Raw genomic sequence first — 16,590 nt, 5'->3', positions numbered from 1 at the left:
AAACCTGAAAAAAAGGCCGGCCCCGAGAGGACTCGGGAACCGGCAATCCCGCGTAAACCTGACGCGGGCGGGGGAGACACCCTTGACCGCGGCAGGCTCATTCGCCCGCCAGCGGCAATTCCTTCAACAGCATGGACATCACGCAGGCCAGGACCGCCGCAGCCGTCGCAATCCAGAAGACCGGGTGCAGCGCGGCGCTGAAGCCGTCCATGACACGCGCCTGCAGCTCGGGCGACAGGCTTTGCACCATATCCGCCCCGATGGACCGCAGGCCGCCTTCTCCGGCGCCCGGCACCTGCCCCGCAAGGTTGCGCGCAAGCCCCGCACTGAACACCGCCCCGAAGGCAGCCGTTCCCAGCGCGCCGCCGATCAGACGGAACATGTTGGCCGAGGCCGTGCCCACGCCCATCAGCGACTTCGGGATCGCGTTCTGGATCGCTGCGACACCGACGGAAAACACCGGTCCGAGGCCAAGCCCCACCAGCACCATCGCGCCGCCGATCAGCCACAGCGGGCTGTCCGTGCCGATGGTGGTCAGCACCAGCATCGCCAGCGCCAGCAGCCCGGTCGAGGCCATCGGCATCAACTTGTACTTCCCGGTCTTCGACATCACGCGCCCCGCCATGGTCGAGGCGAAGATCAGCCCGCCCATCATGGGCACAAGGAACAGGCCCGACCCGGTGGGCGATACGCCCTTCACCACCTGAAGAAACAGCGGCAGGAAGGTGATCGTGCCGAACATGGCCGTACCGACAAGGAAGCCCACGGCGTTCACCACCACGAAGGTGTTGTTGCGGAACAGGCTCATCGGCAGGATCGGCTCATCGGCGCGGTTCTCGGCCACCACAAACCCCACCGTTGTCAGCACGCCAAACGTGATCAGCACCAGCACGGCGGGGCTGCCCCAGCCACCCGCGGTCTGTGCCGCGTTGGGCAACAGCACGACGGCCGCCAGCAGCGAGGCCAGCAGCGCCGCGCCCACATAGTCGACCTTGCGCTTCGTCAGGTCGTCGCGGCGCGGCAGGGCCATGCCGAGGATAACGAAGGCCAGCAGACCGACCGGCAGGTTCACGAAGAAGATCCAGTGCCAAGACCAGTGCTGCACGATGAAGCCGCCCAGAAGCGGCCCGATCACCGTCGATACGCCAAAGGCCGCGCCCATCAGACCCTGCGCCATACCGCGCTGACGCGGCGGCAGCAGGTCGCCCACCGTCGCCATGGAGGTGACGATCAGGGTGCCCGCACCGAACCCCTGCACGGCGCGCCCGCCGATGACCATGCCCATGTTCATCGCCACGCCGCAGATCACGGCGCCGACGGTGAAGACGATGATCCCGGACTGCAACACCAGCTTGCGCCCGTACATGTCGCCCAGCTTGCCCGCCAGCGGCGCGGCGATGGTCGACGCCAGCAGATAGGCGGTTATGACCCACGTCAGGTGGTCCATGCCGCCAAGATCGGCGACCATGATCGGCAAGGCGGTCGAGACGATGGTCTGCCCCAGCGAGGCGAACAGAAGCGTCGCCGCCACGGCGCCCAGAACGAGCCGCACCGCGACATTTTCGGGCGCCTCCTCGTAATGGGCAGATGTTTCGGTAAGTGACATTTCACGGCTTCCCACGATATCAACGCTGAAACCGCCCGGTGCCCCGCTCCGTGAAGGCGGAACGGGACAAGTACGGGCGGTCTGGATTTGAATATCAATATGTGCCGATTGCAGATACATGTCAACGTCATGCATTTCGTCGGGACAAGCAAAAACGCACATGCTATGTGGAGCCCATGAACCGAGACGAGATCCTCAAGCAGAAGCTGGCCCGCGCCGGCGTCGACGCCGACCACACTCAGGCCGCGCTGGACATTGATGCCGTCCTGCAGGTCTGGCGCCGCCGGGTCTTCAAGCGCGAACTGGGCTACCGGGCGCTCGACGAACTGGGCCTGCCCATCGACCTCGCGCAGCTCGACGTGCTGATGGCCGTCTCGGCGCCCGCCAACGAATTCGGCGACGAGGACCGGTCCGAGACGATGGTCTCCACCGTCGCCCAGCGGCTCAACATCGACCCGTCGCGCGCCAGCCGGATGACCTCGGACCTGATCGGGCGCGGCATGCTGAAACGCGCCGTCAGCCAGGCCGACGCCCGCCGCACCGTGCTGGAACTGACAGACCATGGCGTGCGAATCGTCGATGCCGTGCGCAACTACAAGTTCCTCGTGCTGGGCAGCTACCTGCAGGACTGGACCCGCGACGAGATCGCGACCTTCCTGCCGCTTCTCGCCCGGTTCAGCGCGTGGTCCGAAAGCGCCGCCTGCCCCTCCGGCCCCGTGGCCGACGAAATCGCCATCCTGCGCGACGGGCTTTCCGACCTCTCCGACAAGACCTGATCCCTCAAGCCTTCCGGGGAAACCTTTCCGGTTGGCTAACTTTCCGTTTGACTAATAGTTATCCAAGTGGATACCTATCCATATGGCTCAGCATCTCGATTCCTTTTTCGCCGCGCTCTCCGATCCGACCCGCCGGGCCGTGATCGAACGGCTGGCGCGCGGACCGGCCGCCGTCTCCGACCTGCACGACGGTCACGACATGGCCCTGCCCTCCTTCCTCAAGCACCTCAACAAGCTGGAGGCGGCGGGCATCGTACGCTCGATCAAGACCGGGCGCACCCGCATGGTCCACATCGAACCGGCACCGCTGGCCGCCGCCGAAGACTGGCTCATCCGCCAGCGCAACATCTGGGAGGGGCGGCTCGACCGGCTGGCCCTTCTTGCGGAACGTCTCGAACAGGAGGACAGAGAATGACGGACTTCACCACCATGACGCTGGAACGGCAGATCGCCTGCGCCCCCGACCGGCTGTTCCGGCTCCTGACGACGAAGGACGGGCGCGAGGCATGGGGCGCGCCCTCCGACACTGCGGTTGTCATCATCGACGCCTTCGACTGCCGACCCGGCGGCCATGAAAAGACCCGCTGCGGCCCGAAGGAAGCGCCGGAGTTCGAGACGCACACCGCCTTCCACCGCGTCGATCCCGAGTGCCTCGTGTCGACGGAGTCGCTGATCATCGGCGGGGACCTCCTGTCGGCATCGCTCTGCACCCACGACATCGCGGCGCGGGACGGCGGGACACATCTGACCGTGACGCTCCAGATCGCCAGCTTCGCCGGACCCGAGCTGTTCGAAGACTACACGCAGGGCTGGAGCGGCGCGCTCGATACGCTCGTGCGTGTCGCGACCGCCCCCGCCAACGCCTGACAGGCACCGAAGACCTGTGTACCGCCGTCGCCACATCCATCTGGCGGCGGCCAAAGCGTCGACCCGGCCCGCGACAGCGCGGTATCCGACAGCCCGACACCGGCCATGCCAACCGAACGACAGCAACTATAAGCTGAGTTAAATCAACGCTGGACAGCATGCCGTTGCCGCCCCCCGGGGCTGGCGGGAAGCGCAGCCTTGCAAACAGGCACCTCGCGCGCGCATGGCGCAATAAAAGGCAAAAACCCCTTGCCAAGCCGGTTTTCGCCCGCCTAGCTTGAGCTCAAGAGGGACAATTGTGCGCTTTCTACGCCGCATCGAGGGCGCACACTCCGTCGGGAACGGCGGGGCAAAAAGGTAAGGCGGCGGGCTTTCTGAATGGACATCACCTTTCTTCTGAACGGAGAGAGCGTGCGCCTCGTGGACGTCTCCCCGACGGCGACGCTTCTCGACTGGCTGCGCGAGGAACGCGGCCTGACCGGCACCAAGGAAGGGTGCAACGAAGGCGACTGCGGCGCCTGCACCGTCATGGTGACCGACAACCGCGGCGCCCGCGCGCTGAACGCCTGCATCCTGTTCCTGCCGCAGCTTCACGGCAAGGCGGTGCGCACCGTCGAAGGCATCGCCGCCCCCGACGGCACGCTGCACCCGGTGCAGGAAGCGATGGTCGAACTGCATGGCTCGCAATGCGGCTTCTGCACGCCGGGCTTCATCGTCTCCATGGCGGTGGCGCACCTGAACGGCGACGACGCCCATGACGACGCGCTGGCGGGCAACCTGTGCCGCTGCACCGGCTACGCGCCCATCGTCCGGGCCGCCCGCGCCGCCACCTCTGCCGACGTTCCCGGCCACATGACGGACACCCCGCCCGACGCCGCACCGCAGGAGTACGCGCCCGAAACCGCCGACGCGCTGGCCGACCTCTGCGCCGCGCACCCCGACGCCACGCTGGTGGCGGGCGCCACCGACGTCGGCCTCTGGGTGACGAAGGCGCTGAAACGGCCGCAGCCGCTGATCTTCCTCAACCGCTGCACCGACCTCCAGCAGATCGAAGTCACGGATGACACCATCACCATCGGCGCCGGCGTCACCATGGACCGCGTGCGCGACCTGATGGCCGACCACCACCCCAGCTACGCCGAGATGATCCGCCGCTACGGCTCCGCCCAGGTGCGCAACGCCGCGACCATCGGCGGCAATGTCGCCAACGGCTCGCCCATCGGCGACAACCCGCCCGCCCTGATCGCACTGGGGGCCACGCTGCACCTGCGCCACCGGGACGGCGCCCGGCAGATCCTGCTCGAAGACTTCTTCATCGCCTACGGCAAGCAGGACCGCCGCCCCGGCGAATTCGTCGAAGCGATATCCATCCCCCGCCAGCCCGACCGGCTGCGCGTCTACAAGCTGTCGAAACGTTTCGACCAGGACATTTCCGCCGTCTGCGGCGCCTTCAACATCACCGTCGAGGACGGCATCGTCTCCGACGCCCGCATCGCCTTCGGCGGCATGGCGGCCACGCCGAAACGTGCGACCCACGTCGAACAGGCGATCACCGGCCAGCCCTGGGACGACCAGACCCTGATCGAGGCATGGGACGCCTGGGAGGCGGACTTCCAGCCGATGTCCGACATGCGCGCCTCCGCCGACTACCGCATCACCGCCGCCTGCAACATGCTCTCCCGTGTGTACCTCGACCAGATCGGCGCGAAGACCGACGTGCTGAAGGTGACGCCATGACCCGTGCACCGAACCGCGCCCCCCGCCGCCAATCCGGCCGCCATTCCGGGCGCGCGCCCCTGTTTCTCTGCTTTCCAAATACTCACTCTTCCTGTCACGGCAGCCTGCCGGGGGGCACCGCACCATGACCGTCCGCGCTCCGCTGCCACATGACACCGCACACCTGCACGTCACCGGGCAGGCCCGTTACACCGACGACATCCCGCTGCCCAAAGGCGCGCTGCACCTGGCCTTCGGGCTGTCGCCCATCGCGCGCGGCACGCTGACCGCGCTCGACCTCGATCCGGTGCGCGCCGCGCCGGGGGTGGTGGGCGTCTGGGCCCATGCCGACCTGCCGTCGGACTGCGACTGCTCGCCCTCCAACCACGACGAGCCGATGCTGTCCGACGGCACGATCCACTATCTCGGCCAGCCGCTCTTCCTGGTGGCGGCGACCAGCCACCTCGCCGCCCGCCGCGCCGCCCGCCTGGCCGGGATCGAGACCGAGGAAGAGGCGCCGATCCTCACCGTCGACGATGCCCTCGCCGCCGACAGCCGCTTCGAGGGCGGGCCGGTGATCTGGTCCAAGGGCGGCGCCTCGGCGGCCATCGGAACCGCCCCGCACGCGTTGCACGGCGTGATCGAGATCGGCGGGCAGGAACACTTTTACCTCGAAGGCCAGGCCGCCGCCGCCATCCCGCTGGAAGACGGCGACATGCACGTCATCTCCTCCACCCAGCACCCGACGGAGATCCAGCACAAGGTCGCCCACGCGCTCCACCTGAACATGCACAAGGTCCGGGTGGAAACGCGGCGCATGGGCGGCGGCTTCGGCGGCAAGGAAAGCCAGGGCAACGCGCTGGCCATCGCCTGCGCCGTCGTGGCCGCGGCGACGGGCCGCCCGGCCAAGATGCGCTACGACCGGGACGACGATTTCACCATCACCGGCAAGCGCCACGATTTCCGCATCGACTACCGTGTGGGCTTCGACGACGCGGGCCGGGTCCAGGGCATCGAGTTCCTGCAATACGCCCGCTGTGGCTGGGCGCAGGACCTGTCGCTGCCCGTCGCCGACCGGGCGATGCTGCACGCCGACAACGCCTACCACCTGCCCGCCGTCCGCATCGAAAGCCACCGGCTGAAGACCAACACCCAGTCCGCCACCGCCTTCCGCGGTTTCGGCGGCCCGCAGGGCATGGTCGGCATCGAACGGGTGATGGACCACATCGCCCATTCGCTGGGTCTGGACCCTCTGGCGGTCCGGCAGGCCAACTACTACGCCGCCGCGCCCGTGGACGCGGCCGAAGCGCCCGCCGTCACCGCGCCGGGCCGGCCAGAGGACATCTCCACCGATCACGGACAGCACCACGCCCCCGATCCGTCCGTCGAACACACCTCGCGCGGGGACACGCAGGCAGGCCCCGAAGGCGAAGCCCCGCCCGCGCCCGAAGGTGTGCAGACGACGCCCTACGGCCAGCCGGTCGAGGATTTCCTGCTGCACGAAATGACCGAGGCGCTGGTCGCCTCATGCGACTACCACGACCGCCGCGCCGCGATCGAGGAATGGAACGCCCAGAACCCGATCCTGCAGAAAGGCATCGCGCTCACTCCGGTGAAGTTCGGCATTTCCTTCACGCTGACGCACCTCAATCAGGCCGGCGCGCTGGTGCATGTGTATCAGGACGGCTCCATCGCACTGAACCACGGCGGGACGGAGATGGGTCAGGGCCTGTTCCAGAAGGTGGCGCAGGTGGCCGCGACGATCCTCGGCGTGCCCATGTCCGCCGTGCGCATCACGGCCACCGACACCGCCAAGGTGCCGAACACCTCGGCCACCGCCGCCTCCTCCGGCTCCGACCTGAACGGCGCCGCCGTCGCCAATGCCTGCGCCAAGCTGCGCAATGCCATGGCCGCGCACCTGGCCCGCCTGCACGACGCCCAGGCCGAAAAGGTCACCTTCGCCGACGGCCATGTGACCGTGGGCGACACGCGGCTGACCTTCGCCGAAGCCGCCGCGCAGTGTTACCAGGGCCGCGTCGGGCTGTCCGCCACCGGCTTCTATGCCACGCCCGACATCTCCTGGGACCGGGTGAAGGGTCAGGGCCGCCCGTTCTACTATTTCGCCTATGGCGTCGCCTGCACCGAGGTCGTGCTCGACACGCTGACCGGCGAGAACCGCACCCTGCGCACCGACATCCTGCACGATGCGGGCAGTTCCCTGAACCCGGCCATCGACATCGGACAGGTGGAAGGCGGCTACGTGCAGGGCGCGGGCTGGCTCACGACCGAAGAGCTGGTCTGGGACGACGAGGGCCGCCTCAGGACCCACGCGCCCTCGACCTACAAGATCCCCGCCTGCTCCGATCGGCCCGACGTGTTCAACGTGGCGCTCTGGGACGGGCGCAACGTGAAGCCGACGATCTACCGCTCGAAGGCGGTGGGCGAGCCGCCCCTGATGCTGGGCATCTCCAACTTCCTCGCGCTGTCGGACGCGCTCAGCTTCTGCGGCCCGAACTATCCCGCGCTCGACGCGCCCGCCACGCCGGAACGGCTGCTGATGGCGGTGCGCCGGGTGCGCGGCGAGGACGGCGCATGAGCTTCGACCGCGACGTCCTCGCCCGCGCCTGCGCCGCACATGGCCGGGTCGCGCGGGTCGTGGTGGCGGCGACGCAAGGCTCCACCCCGCGCGAAACTGGCGCCGCCATGCTGGTCTGGGCCACTCCGGAGGGTTTCGGGCAGGACGGCACCATCGGCGGCGGCGCGCTTGAGCTGGAGGCGGCGCAACACGCCCTCTCCCGCACGGGTCTCAGCCGCCATCCGCTCGGCCCCGCGCTTGGCCAGTGCTGCGGCGGCGCCGTGACCCTGCTGACCGAGCACTTCACCGCCGACACGCTGCCCCATCCCGCCGCCGTCTATGCGCGCGGCCCCGGCGAGGCGCCGCTGCCGGTCCGCCGCCTCACGGATCGCGCCCGCGCGCAAGGCGAGGCCCCCGCGCCGCAGCTGCTGGGCGACTGGATGGTCGAACCCATGACCCCGCCGCGCCGCCCCCTGTGGATCTGGGGCGCGGGCCACGTCGGCCGGGCGCTGGTCGCCACCCTGTCCCCCCTGCCCGACGTGGCGATCACCTGGATCGACACCGCGCCCGACCGCTTCCCGGAGGCCATACCCGCAGGCGTCACGACCCTCCCCGATCCCGATCCGCAGCGCCTGATGCGCCACGCACCGCCCGACGCGCACCACCTGATCCTGACCTACAGCCATGCGCTCGACCTCGCGTTGTGCCACGCCGCCCTGTCGCATCGCTTTGCCTTTTGCGGGCTGATCGGGTCGGACACCAAGCGCGCCCGCTTCACCCGCCGCCTGCGCGATCTCGGCCACACCGATGCCCAAATAGGCCGCATCTGCTGTCCGATCGGGCACAAAGCCCTTGGCAAGCACCCGCAGGCCATTGCCATCGGCGTTGCCGCGCAGATACTCCGCCTCGACAGTGAGAAAGATCAACAGTGGACGATCCCCTCCTCCGCATCGACGGCCTGACGAAGGCCTACCCCGGCGTGATCGCCAACAGCGACGTGTCCTTCGACATCGGCCGCTCCGAGATTCACGCCCTGCTGGGCGAAAACGGCGCGGGCAAGTCGACGCTGGTCAAGATGATCTACGGGCTGGTCAAACCCGACAGCGGGACCATGACGCTCGACGGCAATCCCTACCGGCCCGCCAAACCGTCCGAGGCACGGCAGGGCGGCGTCGCCATGGTCTTTCAGCACTTCTCCCTCTTCGACGCGCTGAACGTGGCGGAGAACGTGGCGCTCGGGATGGAAACCCCGCCACCCATGGGCGATCTCGCCCGGCAGATCCGCGAGGTCTCGGAAACCTACGGCCTGCCGCTCGACCCGTCGCGCACGGTCGGCACGCTGTCCGCAGGCGAACGCCAACGGGTCGAGATCATCCGCTGCCTGCTTCAGGATCCGCGCCTGCTGATCATGGACGAACCCACGTCGGTGCTGACCCCGCAGGAGGTGGACATCCTGTTCGACACCCTGCGGCAACTGAAATCCGAAGGCACCTCGATCCTCTATATCTCGCACAAGCTGGAAGAGATCCGCGCGCTCTGCGATACCGCGACGATCCTGCGCCGGGGCAAGCTGGTCGACACATGCACGCCCGCCGACACCACCGCCCGCGAACTGGCCGAGATGATGGTCGGCACCACCTTCGCCACGCCCGAATCCCGCGCCACCGAAAAGGGCGACGTGCTGCTTGAGGCGCGCGACCTGTCCCTGCCCGCCCCCGGCGCCTTCGGCACGCCGCTCAGGGGCGTGACCTTCGAGGTCCGCGGCGGCGAGGTGCTGGGCATCGGCGGCGTCGCGGGCAACGGCCAGGACGAACTGCTGATGGCGCTGTCGGGCGAACGGCTCTCGGCCCCCGGCACGCTGTTCCTGAAAGGACAGGACGTGGCCCGCCAGGGTCCCGCCTTCCGCCGCGCCGAAGGGCTGCTGACCGGACCGGAGGAACGCCTGGGCCACGCCGCGGCCCCCGACATGAGCCTGACGGAGAACGCCGTGCTCACCGCCGCCCTGCGCAAGGGTCTGGTGAAGAGCGGCTTCATCAACTGGTCGAAGACGCAGACCTTCGCCGAGGAGGTCATCAGCCATTTCGACGTGCGCACCCCCGGCCCCGGCACCGCCGCCCGGGCGCTGTCCGGCGGGAACCTGCAGAAATTCGTTGTCGGTCGCGAGATCGCGCAGAACCCCGATGTGCTGATCCTCAACCAGCCGACATGGGGCGTCGACGCCGCCGCCGCCGCGTTTATCCGGCAGTCGATCCTCGACGTGGCGGCCCGGGGCGGCGCCGTCGTCGTCATCAGCCAGGACCTTGGCGAGCTGATGGAAATCTCCGACCGTTTCGGCGCCCTGAACGAAGGCCGCCTTTCCGCCACGCGTCCCGTCTCCGACCTCGATACCGAGAAGATCGGCCTGATGATGGGCGGCGCACACGACATGGAGGTGGCCCATGTGCACGCCTGACCCGCAGACCCCCGCCCGGACGGCCCTGCCCTCCGCCGGAGCCGCCGCATGATCCGGCTGGAGAAACGCCCGCAGCCGTCCCGCCTCTGGTCCGCGCTGACGCCGGTGATCGCGGTGCTGCTGACCATGATCGCCGGGGCCGCGCTGTTTGCCGCATTGGGCGCCAACCCGTTCGAGGCGATCCGCACGCTGTTCTGGGACCCGCTTTTCCACCCGCAGTTCGCCGCCTATTCCCGCCCGCAGCTTCTGGTGAAGGCTGCGCCGCTGATCCTGATCGCCATCGGCCTGTCGATCGGCTTCAAGGCCGGGATCTGGAACATCGGCGCCGAAGGCCAGTACATCATGGGCGCGATCTGCGGCGCGGCGGCGGGCCTTGCCTTCTACCCGTCCGAAAGCCCGCTGATTTTCCCGCTGATGATCATTGCCGGCGCGCTTGGCGGCTGGGCCTGGGCGATGATCCCGGCGATCCTGCGCACCACGCTCGGCACCAACGAGATCCTCGTCTCGCTCATGCTGGTCTACGTGGCCGAGACCATCCTCGGCTCTGTCTCCACCGGCCTTCTGCGCAATCCAGAAGGCATGGGCTTTCCCGGCTCGCGCAACCTGAAACAATGGGACGCCGCCCACAATGCCGAGATCTTCGCGGGCACCGGTGCCCACTGGGGCGTGGTCGCGGCGCTGATCGCGGTGATCTTTGCCTACGTCATGCTGTCGCGTCACATGCTGGGCTTTCAGGTCCGCCTGACCGGCGAGGCGCCCCGGGCGGCGCGCTTCTCGGGCGTGAACCCGGCGCGGATCGTGCTGTTGTGCCTTGGCCTCTCGGGGCTGCTGGCGGGCATGGCCGGGCTGTTCGAGGTGTCCGGCCCCGCGGGCCAGATCAGCATCGACTTCAACTCCGGCTACGGCTTCACCGCGATCATCGTGGCGTTCCTCGGGCGGCTGAACCCCATCGGCATCCTGCTGGCAGGGCTGCTGATGGCGCTGACCTATATCGGCGGCGAACTGGCGCAATTGATGCTGGGCCTCCCGGGCGCGTCCATCCAGCTTTTCCAGGGGATGCTCCTGTTCTTCCTGCTGGGCACGGACGTGTTCATCAACTACCGGCTGCGCTTCGGCGTGAAGGGGGTGGCATGACAGGGTCCCCCGCCGTACCCCTTGGCCATGCAGCCATTGCGGCCTTCGTCGCGGCCTTTGCACGCGTCCGGGTCACGTCACTCATCGGCCTCCTTGGCCCGGCTTCGGCGATCCACTCCATCCTCGCCGCCGGATCATGCAGGGGGCTCGGCCTCCTGACGGCGCTCACGCCTCTGGCGTGCCGCCATTGGGCCGGTGCGATCAACGAGACGGGGAAGCGGCCCCGCAAGACACCGCGAGACCTGTCCATCCTTCAGGCCGCATGTCCGGCCCTGCCCCTGGGCGGCCCGACCGCCGGTGAAACCATGACGAGGCAAGCGCAATGGACCTGAGCAGCATCAACCCGATCCTCCTCGTGGCCTCCATCATGGTCTCGGCCACGCCGATCCTGCTGGCCGCCATCGGAGAGATGGTCGTGGAAAAGGCCGGCGTCCTGAACCTCGGCGTCGAGGGCATGATGATCATCGGCGCCGTCACCGGCTTTGCCACCGCCGTCAGCACCGGCTCGCCGTTCCTCGGCTTCCTCGCCGCCGCCATCGCCTCGGCGATCTTCTCCATGGCGTTCGGCCTCCTGACGCAGTTCCTGCTGTCGAACCAGGTGGCCACCGGCCTCGGGCTGTGGATGATCGGGCTGGGCGTGTCGTCGCTGGTGGGCAAGTCCTACGAAGGCATGAAGTCCCCGCCGACCCCCAAGCTCGACATTCCCGTGCTGTCGGACCTGCCGGTCGTCGGCCGGATGCTCTTCAGCCACGACATCATGGTCTACCTCTCGCTGCTGCTGGTGCTCGGCGTCTGGGCCTTCCTCAAGTTCACCCGCGCCGGGCTGATCCTGCGCGCCGTCGGCGAAAGCCACGACAGCGCCCACGCGCTCGGCTACAAGGTCGTGCTGATCCGGCTGGCCGCGATCTTCTTCGGCGGCGCCTGCGCGGGCCTCGGCGGCGCGTACATCTCGCTCGTCCGCGTCCCGCAATGGACCGAGGGCATGACCGCCGGGATCGGCTGGATCGCACTTGCCATCGTGGTCTTCGCCTCCTGGCGTCCGGGCCGCGTGCTGATCGGCGCCTACCTCTTCGGCGGGATCAACGTGCTGCAACTGAACCTGCAGGCCGCCGGCGCCAACGTGCCCGTCGCGCTGCTCTCGGCCTCGCCGTTCATCGTCACGATCCTCGTGCTGGTCATCATCTCCGCGCGCGGCCATCATGGCGCGCCGGCCTCGCTCGGGCGGCCGTTCCACGCGACCACCTGACCCAAGGCCAAAGACACCGGGCCCCGCCCCGGAACCACCGTTCAACAACACACCGCCCAAAAGACAACCAAGGGAGTTGAAACATGAACCGCAGAACCCTGCTGACCACCGCCGCACTCGCGCTTACGCTCGGACAGGCCGCCTTTGCACAGGACCCGGTGACCGCCGGTTTCATCTACGTGGGCCCCGTCGGTGACGGCGGCTGGACCTACGAACACAACCAGGGCCGCCTCGCCGTCGAAGAGCACTTCGGCGACAAGGTGAAGACCATCTTCCAGGAAAGCGTGCCCGAAGGCGCCGACGCCGAACGCGCGATCACCCAGATGGCCCTGTCCGGCGCCGACATCATCTTTACCACGTCCTTCGGCTACATGGACCCGACCATGGCCGTGGCCGAGAAGTTCCCGAACGTGAAGTTCGAGCACGCCACCGGCTACAAGACCGCCGACAACGTCGGTGTCTACTCCGCCCGCTTCTACGAAGGCCGCGCGATCCAGGGCCATATCGCGGGCAAGATGACCAAGACCAACAAGATCGGCTACATCGCCTCCTTCCCGATCCCCGAGGTCATCCGCGGCATCAACTCCGCCTACATCCACGCCAAGAAGGTGAACCCCGATGTCGAGTTCTCGATCATCTGGGCCTACACGTGGTTCGATCCGGCGAAAGAGGCCGACGCCGCCCGCGCGCTGATCGAGAACGGCGCCGACGTGATCCTCCAGCACACCGATTCCACCGCGCCGCAGGCCGCCGCGCAGGAAGCCGGTGACGTCATCACCTTCGGCCAGGCCTCCGACATGATCGAATACGCACCGACACCGCGCGTCTCCTCGATCATCGACAACTGGGCGCCCTACTACATCGACCGCATCCAGGCAGTCATGGACGGCACCTGGGAATCGGACAACACCTGGGACGGCATCGGCGCAGGCATGGTCGGCATCGGCGAAATCACCGACGCCGTGCCCGAAGACGTGAAGGCCGAAGCGCTGGCCCTGAAGGAAAGCATCGCCTCTGGCGAGTACCACCCCTTCACCGGTCCGCTGAACAAGGCCGACGGCTCCGTCTGGCTGGCCGAAGGCGAAACCGCCTCCGACGGCGACCTCGCGGGCCTCAACTTCTATGTCGAAGGCATCGACGCGGAAATCCCGCAGTAAGCGCGTAAGCCACCGGCGCCGCATCCCCAAGGGTGCGGCGCCATACGATCCTTGCAGAAAGCCCCGAAGCGGCCTTCTGCCCCGGACCCTCAGCCGATATCGTCCTCGATGCAGTTCAACTGTCCCGTGGCGGGCGTGGTGAACAACGCCTCCGGCCCCTTGGTCCAGAACTCGTAGATCCCGTCGAAACTCTCACCCTCATAGCGTGCCCCGGACCCGGAGACCGCCTGCGTCAGCGCCAGGCTCCTGTCGTCCCACCTGAGAGAGACCAGCCCCTCCGCCCCGTTTACGAAGACGGCCGAGATCCCGGCCTTCAGCCCGCCGCAAACAAAGGCCAGCGGCCCGATGGTAATGCCCGCTTCGTCATCCGACCGGGTGTTGCCATACCCCAGTCGCAGCTCATGCATCCGCATGGCGTAATTTTCGGCCACGCAGCCCTCCACGCTGTCGGCTTTCCAGCAGTCGTTGCGGCCCTTGATCCAGCCGCGTTGCATCGCCTTCAACCGATCCAGCCGCTCTTGCCCAAGGTCCGGGTCGTTCACCGCAAGCCCGTAAAGTCGCGCCATCTCGCGATCGAGTTCGGCCAGCCCGTCGTTCGCGCAGATCATCTCCTCGACGGTGCCACTGGCCTTGCCGCAGTCGAAGGCCGGATCGGCGGCAGGCGCCATACCCGGTGCGGTCATGGCCAGGGTGGCGAAAACGGAAAGGGTCGGAATGCGTTTCATGGTCACTCTCCCGGAAGCTGCAAAAGTGTCGGTCGGTACAGCGGGTCGAGTCAAAGGAAATACGGTGGCGCGCGGCGTGCGGCACATCCGCCCGTTAACCACCTTTCCCGGTCCGTTGCGCACCGCACATTGGAAAAGGTTAACAACCGGCCGGTTCACCGGTAACGGCGCGTTCATCTGCGTGAAGGTTTCCTTGCGCCTTGATGTCGTGGGCGGGAGGCGCACAAAACCTGCCCCGTTGCGCGGCGGCGCACGTTCCGTCACCCCGGGCGTGCGCTGCGTTAACGGGGCCACCTCGCGGCTGAGAGATGAAGATGCGTTAACCCTCGGCGGCGACCTGCGTCTTGCGCCCTTTCAACCGGCCCACGCCCAGCGCCCGGGCGCAAAGAAAAGACGGTGCGCATCGTTCTGGGCCACGTCCTTCACCGCTGGCTGGCCTGACCTGCACCCCAATGGCCGCCGAACTCTGTCGCCGTGAAATTGTCCAAAGATCCGAATACGTTGCACCCCAAAGTGACGCGCAGCGCGCCGACCAGTTCATCCACCGTCTCGGCGCTCAGGTACTGCCCGCCGGTATCGTCGGCAAGGCAGCGGGCCACGCTCTCGCCCGGCGCGTCGGGCGTGCTCCAGTCCCAATGGTCGCCCCGCACCTTGAAGCCGATCACATGCACCGTCAGCCCCGGCGCCTCCCGCGCGAACTCCGCCGCCAACTGGCACGGAGTCCCGCCGCAGGTCTCTTTCCCGTCCGTCACCAGCACCACCGCACCCGGCACATTGCGATAGTCGAGCGTCTCTGCCGCGAGCCGCACACCGTCCGTGAGGGCCGTCCCGCCCGCCGGTCTAAGCCCTTCGATTTCCGAGATAATAGGCGCATCCGCCTGCCATTGGGGCGTCAGGCGCAGATCGACGTTCCGACAGGTCCGGTCGCCACCGGGACCATAGATCACAAGCCCCAGCCGCCGCAGCACCGCGATATCCGGCAGCACCTGGCGCATCGCCTGCCGCGCCTGAACGATTCGCGGCTCGCCGATGGCATTGAAACCCATCTCTGCCATCGACCCCGACCCGTCGAACACGATCATCGCATCCTCGGTACAACTCTCCCCCGCCCAAACGGGAACAGCGCAAACGACGGACAGGGTCAGGCAAAGAGCTTTCATGAAACTCCTCCTCCCCGACAGCCTGCCCGCCCACCGTGAGTCTGTCGAGTCCCGTGCGCCGGCCTTGCCCGTAAGCGCCCCAGCCTGCGCTCTAACCTACTGGCCGAAAGGCATTTCCCCCTTATCCGACAAACGTCGCATCTGCCGTCGGTCATGCCCGGCGGCCCCCCGCCTCACATCCCGCTTCCCGCAGAGCCCGCGCCGTGCGACTGTCCGGTCATGACCCTGACCACGATCTCGGGCGACACGCCCGCCCGCTTCGCTTTTGGCACCATGCAGTTCGGCGGATCCGCCGACGAACGCGCCAGTGCCGAGATGTTCGAAGCCTGCCGCGCCGCAGGCATCCGCCATTTCGACACCGCATACGTCTATACCGACGGCGCCTCCGAAACCCTGCTTGGCCGATTCGCCGCGGTGGAACGCGAAAAGCTGTTCATCGCGACCAAAGCCAGTTTTCCGGGCGGCGCCTCCCGCCACAACATCCTGACAACGCTGGACGAAAGCCGGAAACGTCTCGGCATGGACACGATCGACCTGTACTACATGCACCGCTGGGATGCCGACACACCGCTGGAAGAGACTTTCGAAACCCTGGCGGAACTGCGGGGCGCGGGGACGATTCGCTACATCGGTGTTTCCAACTACGCCGCCTGGCAGGTGATGAAGGCCCAGGCCACGGCCCACGGCTTTGGCACCAAGATCGATGTCATCCAGCCGATGTACAACCTGGTGAAGCGGCAGGCCGAGGTCGAAATCCTCCCCATGTGCCAGTCCGAAGGCATCCTCCCGGTGCCCTACTCGCCGCTGGGCGGTGGGCTCCTGACCGGCAAATACGCACGCGGCGAGAGCGGGCGTCTGGCCACCGATGAACGTTATGCCAAACGATACGGCGAGGCGCAGATGCACGAGACCGCCAGGGCACTTGCCGATCTGGCCGAAGAGATCGGAACCGACGCCGCGACGCTGGCGGTGGCCTGGATCGCTCGGCATCCGTCCCGTCCTGCACCGATCCTGTCGGCCCGGTCAGAGGCACAGCTTCGCCCGTCGCTCGCGGCCATGAAATGGCCGATGGACAAGGACCTGTACGACCGCATCACTGCGCTGGGACCAACCCCGCCCCCGGCCACGGACCGCCTGGAAGAGGCCTGATTCCAAAGCGTTGCAAGATGTAGGGTG

Annotated in this window: 15 protein-coding genes; 12 read left to right on the top strand and 3 right to left on the bottom strand. The window is 67.6% G+C overall.

Features of this window, described 5'->3' with window-relative positions; genetic code table 11:
- Positions 1–97: 97 nt before the first annotated feature.
- Positions 98–1,606 carry an MDR family MFS transporter gene (locus ABFK29_RS05070; RefSeq protein ID WP_005855296.1) on the bottom strand — a complete coding sequence of 503 codons (1,509 nt, stop codon included), beginning with the start codon at positions 1,604–1,606 and terminating at the stop codon, positions 98–100.
- Positions 1,607–1,782: 176 nt separating this feature from the next.
- Here ABFK29_RS05070 and ABFK29_RS05065 point away from each other — a divergent pair, with 176 nt between their 5' ends.
- The 11 genes from ABFK29_RS05065 (at position 1,783) to ABFK29_RS05015 (ending at position 13,529) form a co-directional block, all read left to right on the top strand.
- The gene (locus tag ABFK29_RS05065; RefSeq protein ID WP_005855295.1) at positions 1,783–2,382 is read left to right on the top strand and encodes a MarR family winged helix-turn-helix transcriptional regulator; all 600 of its coding nucleotides are present in this window, start codon (positions 1,783–1,785) and stop codon (positions 2,380–2,382) included.
- A gap of 82 nt (positions 2,383–2,464) precedes the next feature.
- Positions 2,465–2,797 (top strand): ArsR/SmtB family transcription factor, encoded by a 333-nt coding sequence (locus tag ABFK29_RS05060; protein ID WP_005855293.1) that lies wholly within the window; start codon positions 2,465–2,467, stop codon positions 2,795–2,797.
- Positions 2,794–3,249 carry an SRPBCC family protein gene (locus ABFK29_RS05055; RefSeq protein ID WP_005855291.1) on the top strand — a complete coding sequence of 152 codons (456 nt, stop codon included), beginning with the start codon at positions 2,794–2,796 and terminating at the stop codon, positions 3,247–3,249. The genes ABFK29_RS05060 and ABFK29_RS05055 overlap by 4 nt, the downstream gene beginning before the upstream one ends.
- Before the next feature lie 378 nt (positions 3,250–3,627).
- Positions 3,628–4,986, top strand: coding sequence for a xanthine dehydrogenase small subunit (locus ABFK29_RS05050; RefSeq protein ID WP_005855290.1), 1,359 nt, complete (start codon positions 3,628–3,630; stop codon positions 4,984–4,986).
- Between the two features lie 124 nt (positions 4,987–5,110).
- Positions 5,111–7,561, top strand: coding sequence for a xanthine dehydrogenase molybdopterin binding subunit (xdhB, locus tag ABFK29_RS05045; RefSeq protein WP_347100158.1), 2,451 nt, complete (start codon positions 5,111–5,113; stop codon positions 7,559–7,561).
- Complete coding sequence (gene xdhC, locus ABFK29_RS05040) at positions 7,558–8,502, top strand: xanthine dehydrogenase accessory protein XdhC (protein WP_005855285.1); 945 nt, start codon at positions 7,558–7,560, stop codon at positions 8,500–8,502. The genes xdhB and xdhC overlap by 4 nt, the downstream gene beginning before the upstream one ends.
- Positions 8,469–9,992 (top strand): ABC transporter ATP-binding protein, encoded by a 1,524-nt coding sequence (locus ABFK29_RS05035; protein WP_005855284.1) that lies wholly within the window; start codon positions 8,469–8,471, stop codon positions 9,990–9,992. The genes xdhC and ABFK29_RS05035 overlap by 34 nt, the downstream gene beginning before the upstream one ends.
- A gap of 48 nt (positions 9,993–10,040) precedes the next feature.
- The gene (locus ABFK29_RS05030) at positions 10,041–11,126 is read left to right on the top strand and encodes an ABC transporter permease (RefSeq protein ID WP_005855283.1); all 1,086 of its coding nucleotides are present in this window, start codon (positions 10,041–10,043) and stop codon (positions 11,124–11,126) included.
- On the top strand, positions 11,123–11,458 hold the full coding sequence (locus ABFK29_RS05025; RefSeq protein ID WP_005855281.1) for a hypothetical protein: 336 nt from the start codon (positions 11,123–11,125) through the stop codon (positions 11,456–11,458). Before ABFK29_RS05030 ends, ABFK29_RS05025 begins: the two co-directional genes overlap by 4 nt.
- Positions 11,449–12,372: an ABC transporter permease gene (locus tag ABFK29_RS05020; protein WP_005855280.1), complete on the top strand. Its 924-nt coding sequence runs from the start codon at positions 11,449–11,451 to the stop codon at positions 12,370–12,372. Before ABFK29_RS05025 ends, ABFK29_RS05020 begins: the two co-directional genes overlap by 10 nt.
- Positions 12,373–12,455: 83 nt before the next feature.
- Entirely contained in the window at positions 12,456–13,529 is a 1,074-nt protein-coding gene (locus ABFK29_RS05015; protein ID WP_005855278.1) for a BMP family ABC transporter substrate-binding protein, read from the top strand.
- Positions 13,530–13,618: 89 nt separating this feature from the next.
- On the opposite strand, the gene ABFK29_RS05010 is transcribed toward ABFK29_RS05015, so the two are convergent.
- Positions 13,619–14,254, bottom strand: coding sequence for an MliC family protein (locus tag ABFK29_RS05010; RefSeq protein ID WP_005855276.1), 636 nt, complete (start codon positions 14,252–14,254; stop codon positions 13,619–13,621).
- A gap of 422 nt (positions 14,255–14,676) precedes the next feature.
- Positions 14,677–15,414, bottom strand: coding sequence for a vWA domain-containing protein (locus ABFK29_RS05005; RefSeq protein WP_157136378.1), 738 nt, complete (start codon positions 15,412–15,414; stop codon positions 14,677–14,679).
- Between the two features lie 219 nt (positions 15,415–15,633).
- Between ABFK29_RS05005 and ABFK29_RS05000 the strand changes: the two genes are divergently transcribed.
- On the top strand, positions 15,634–16,563 hold the full coding sequence (locus ABFK29_RS05000; RefSeq protein ID WP_005855272.1) for an aldo/keto reductase: 930 nt from the start codon (positions 15,634–15,636) through the stop codon (positions 16,561–16,563).
- The last annotated feature ends 27 nt before the right edge of the window (positions 16,564–16,590 follow it).

Origin of the sequence: Sagittula stellata E-37 (assembly GCF_039724765.1) — a bacterium.
Lineage (GTDB): Bacteria > Pseudomonadota > Alphaproteobacteria > Rhodobacterales > Rhodobacteraceae > Sagittula > Sagittula stellata.
The sequence above is the reverse complement of the archived record's forward strand: the minus strand, read 5'-3'. Positions and strand labels throughout refer to the sequence as shown.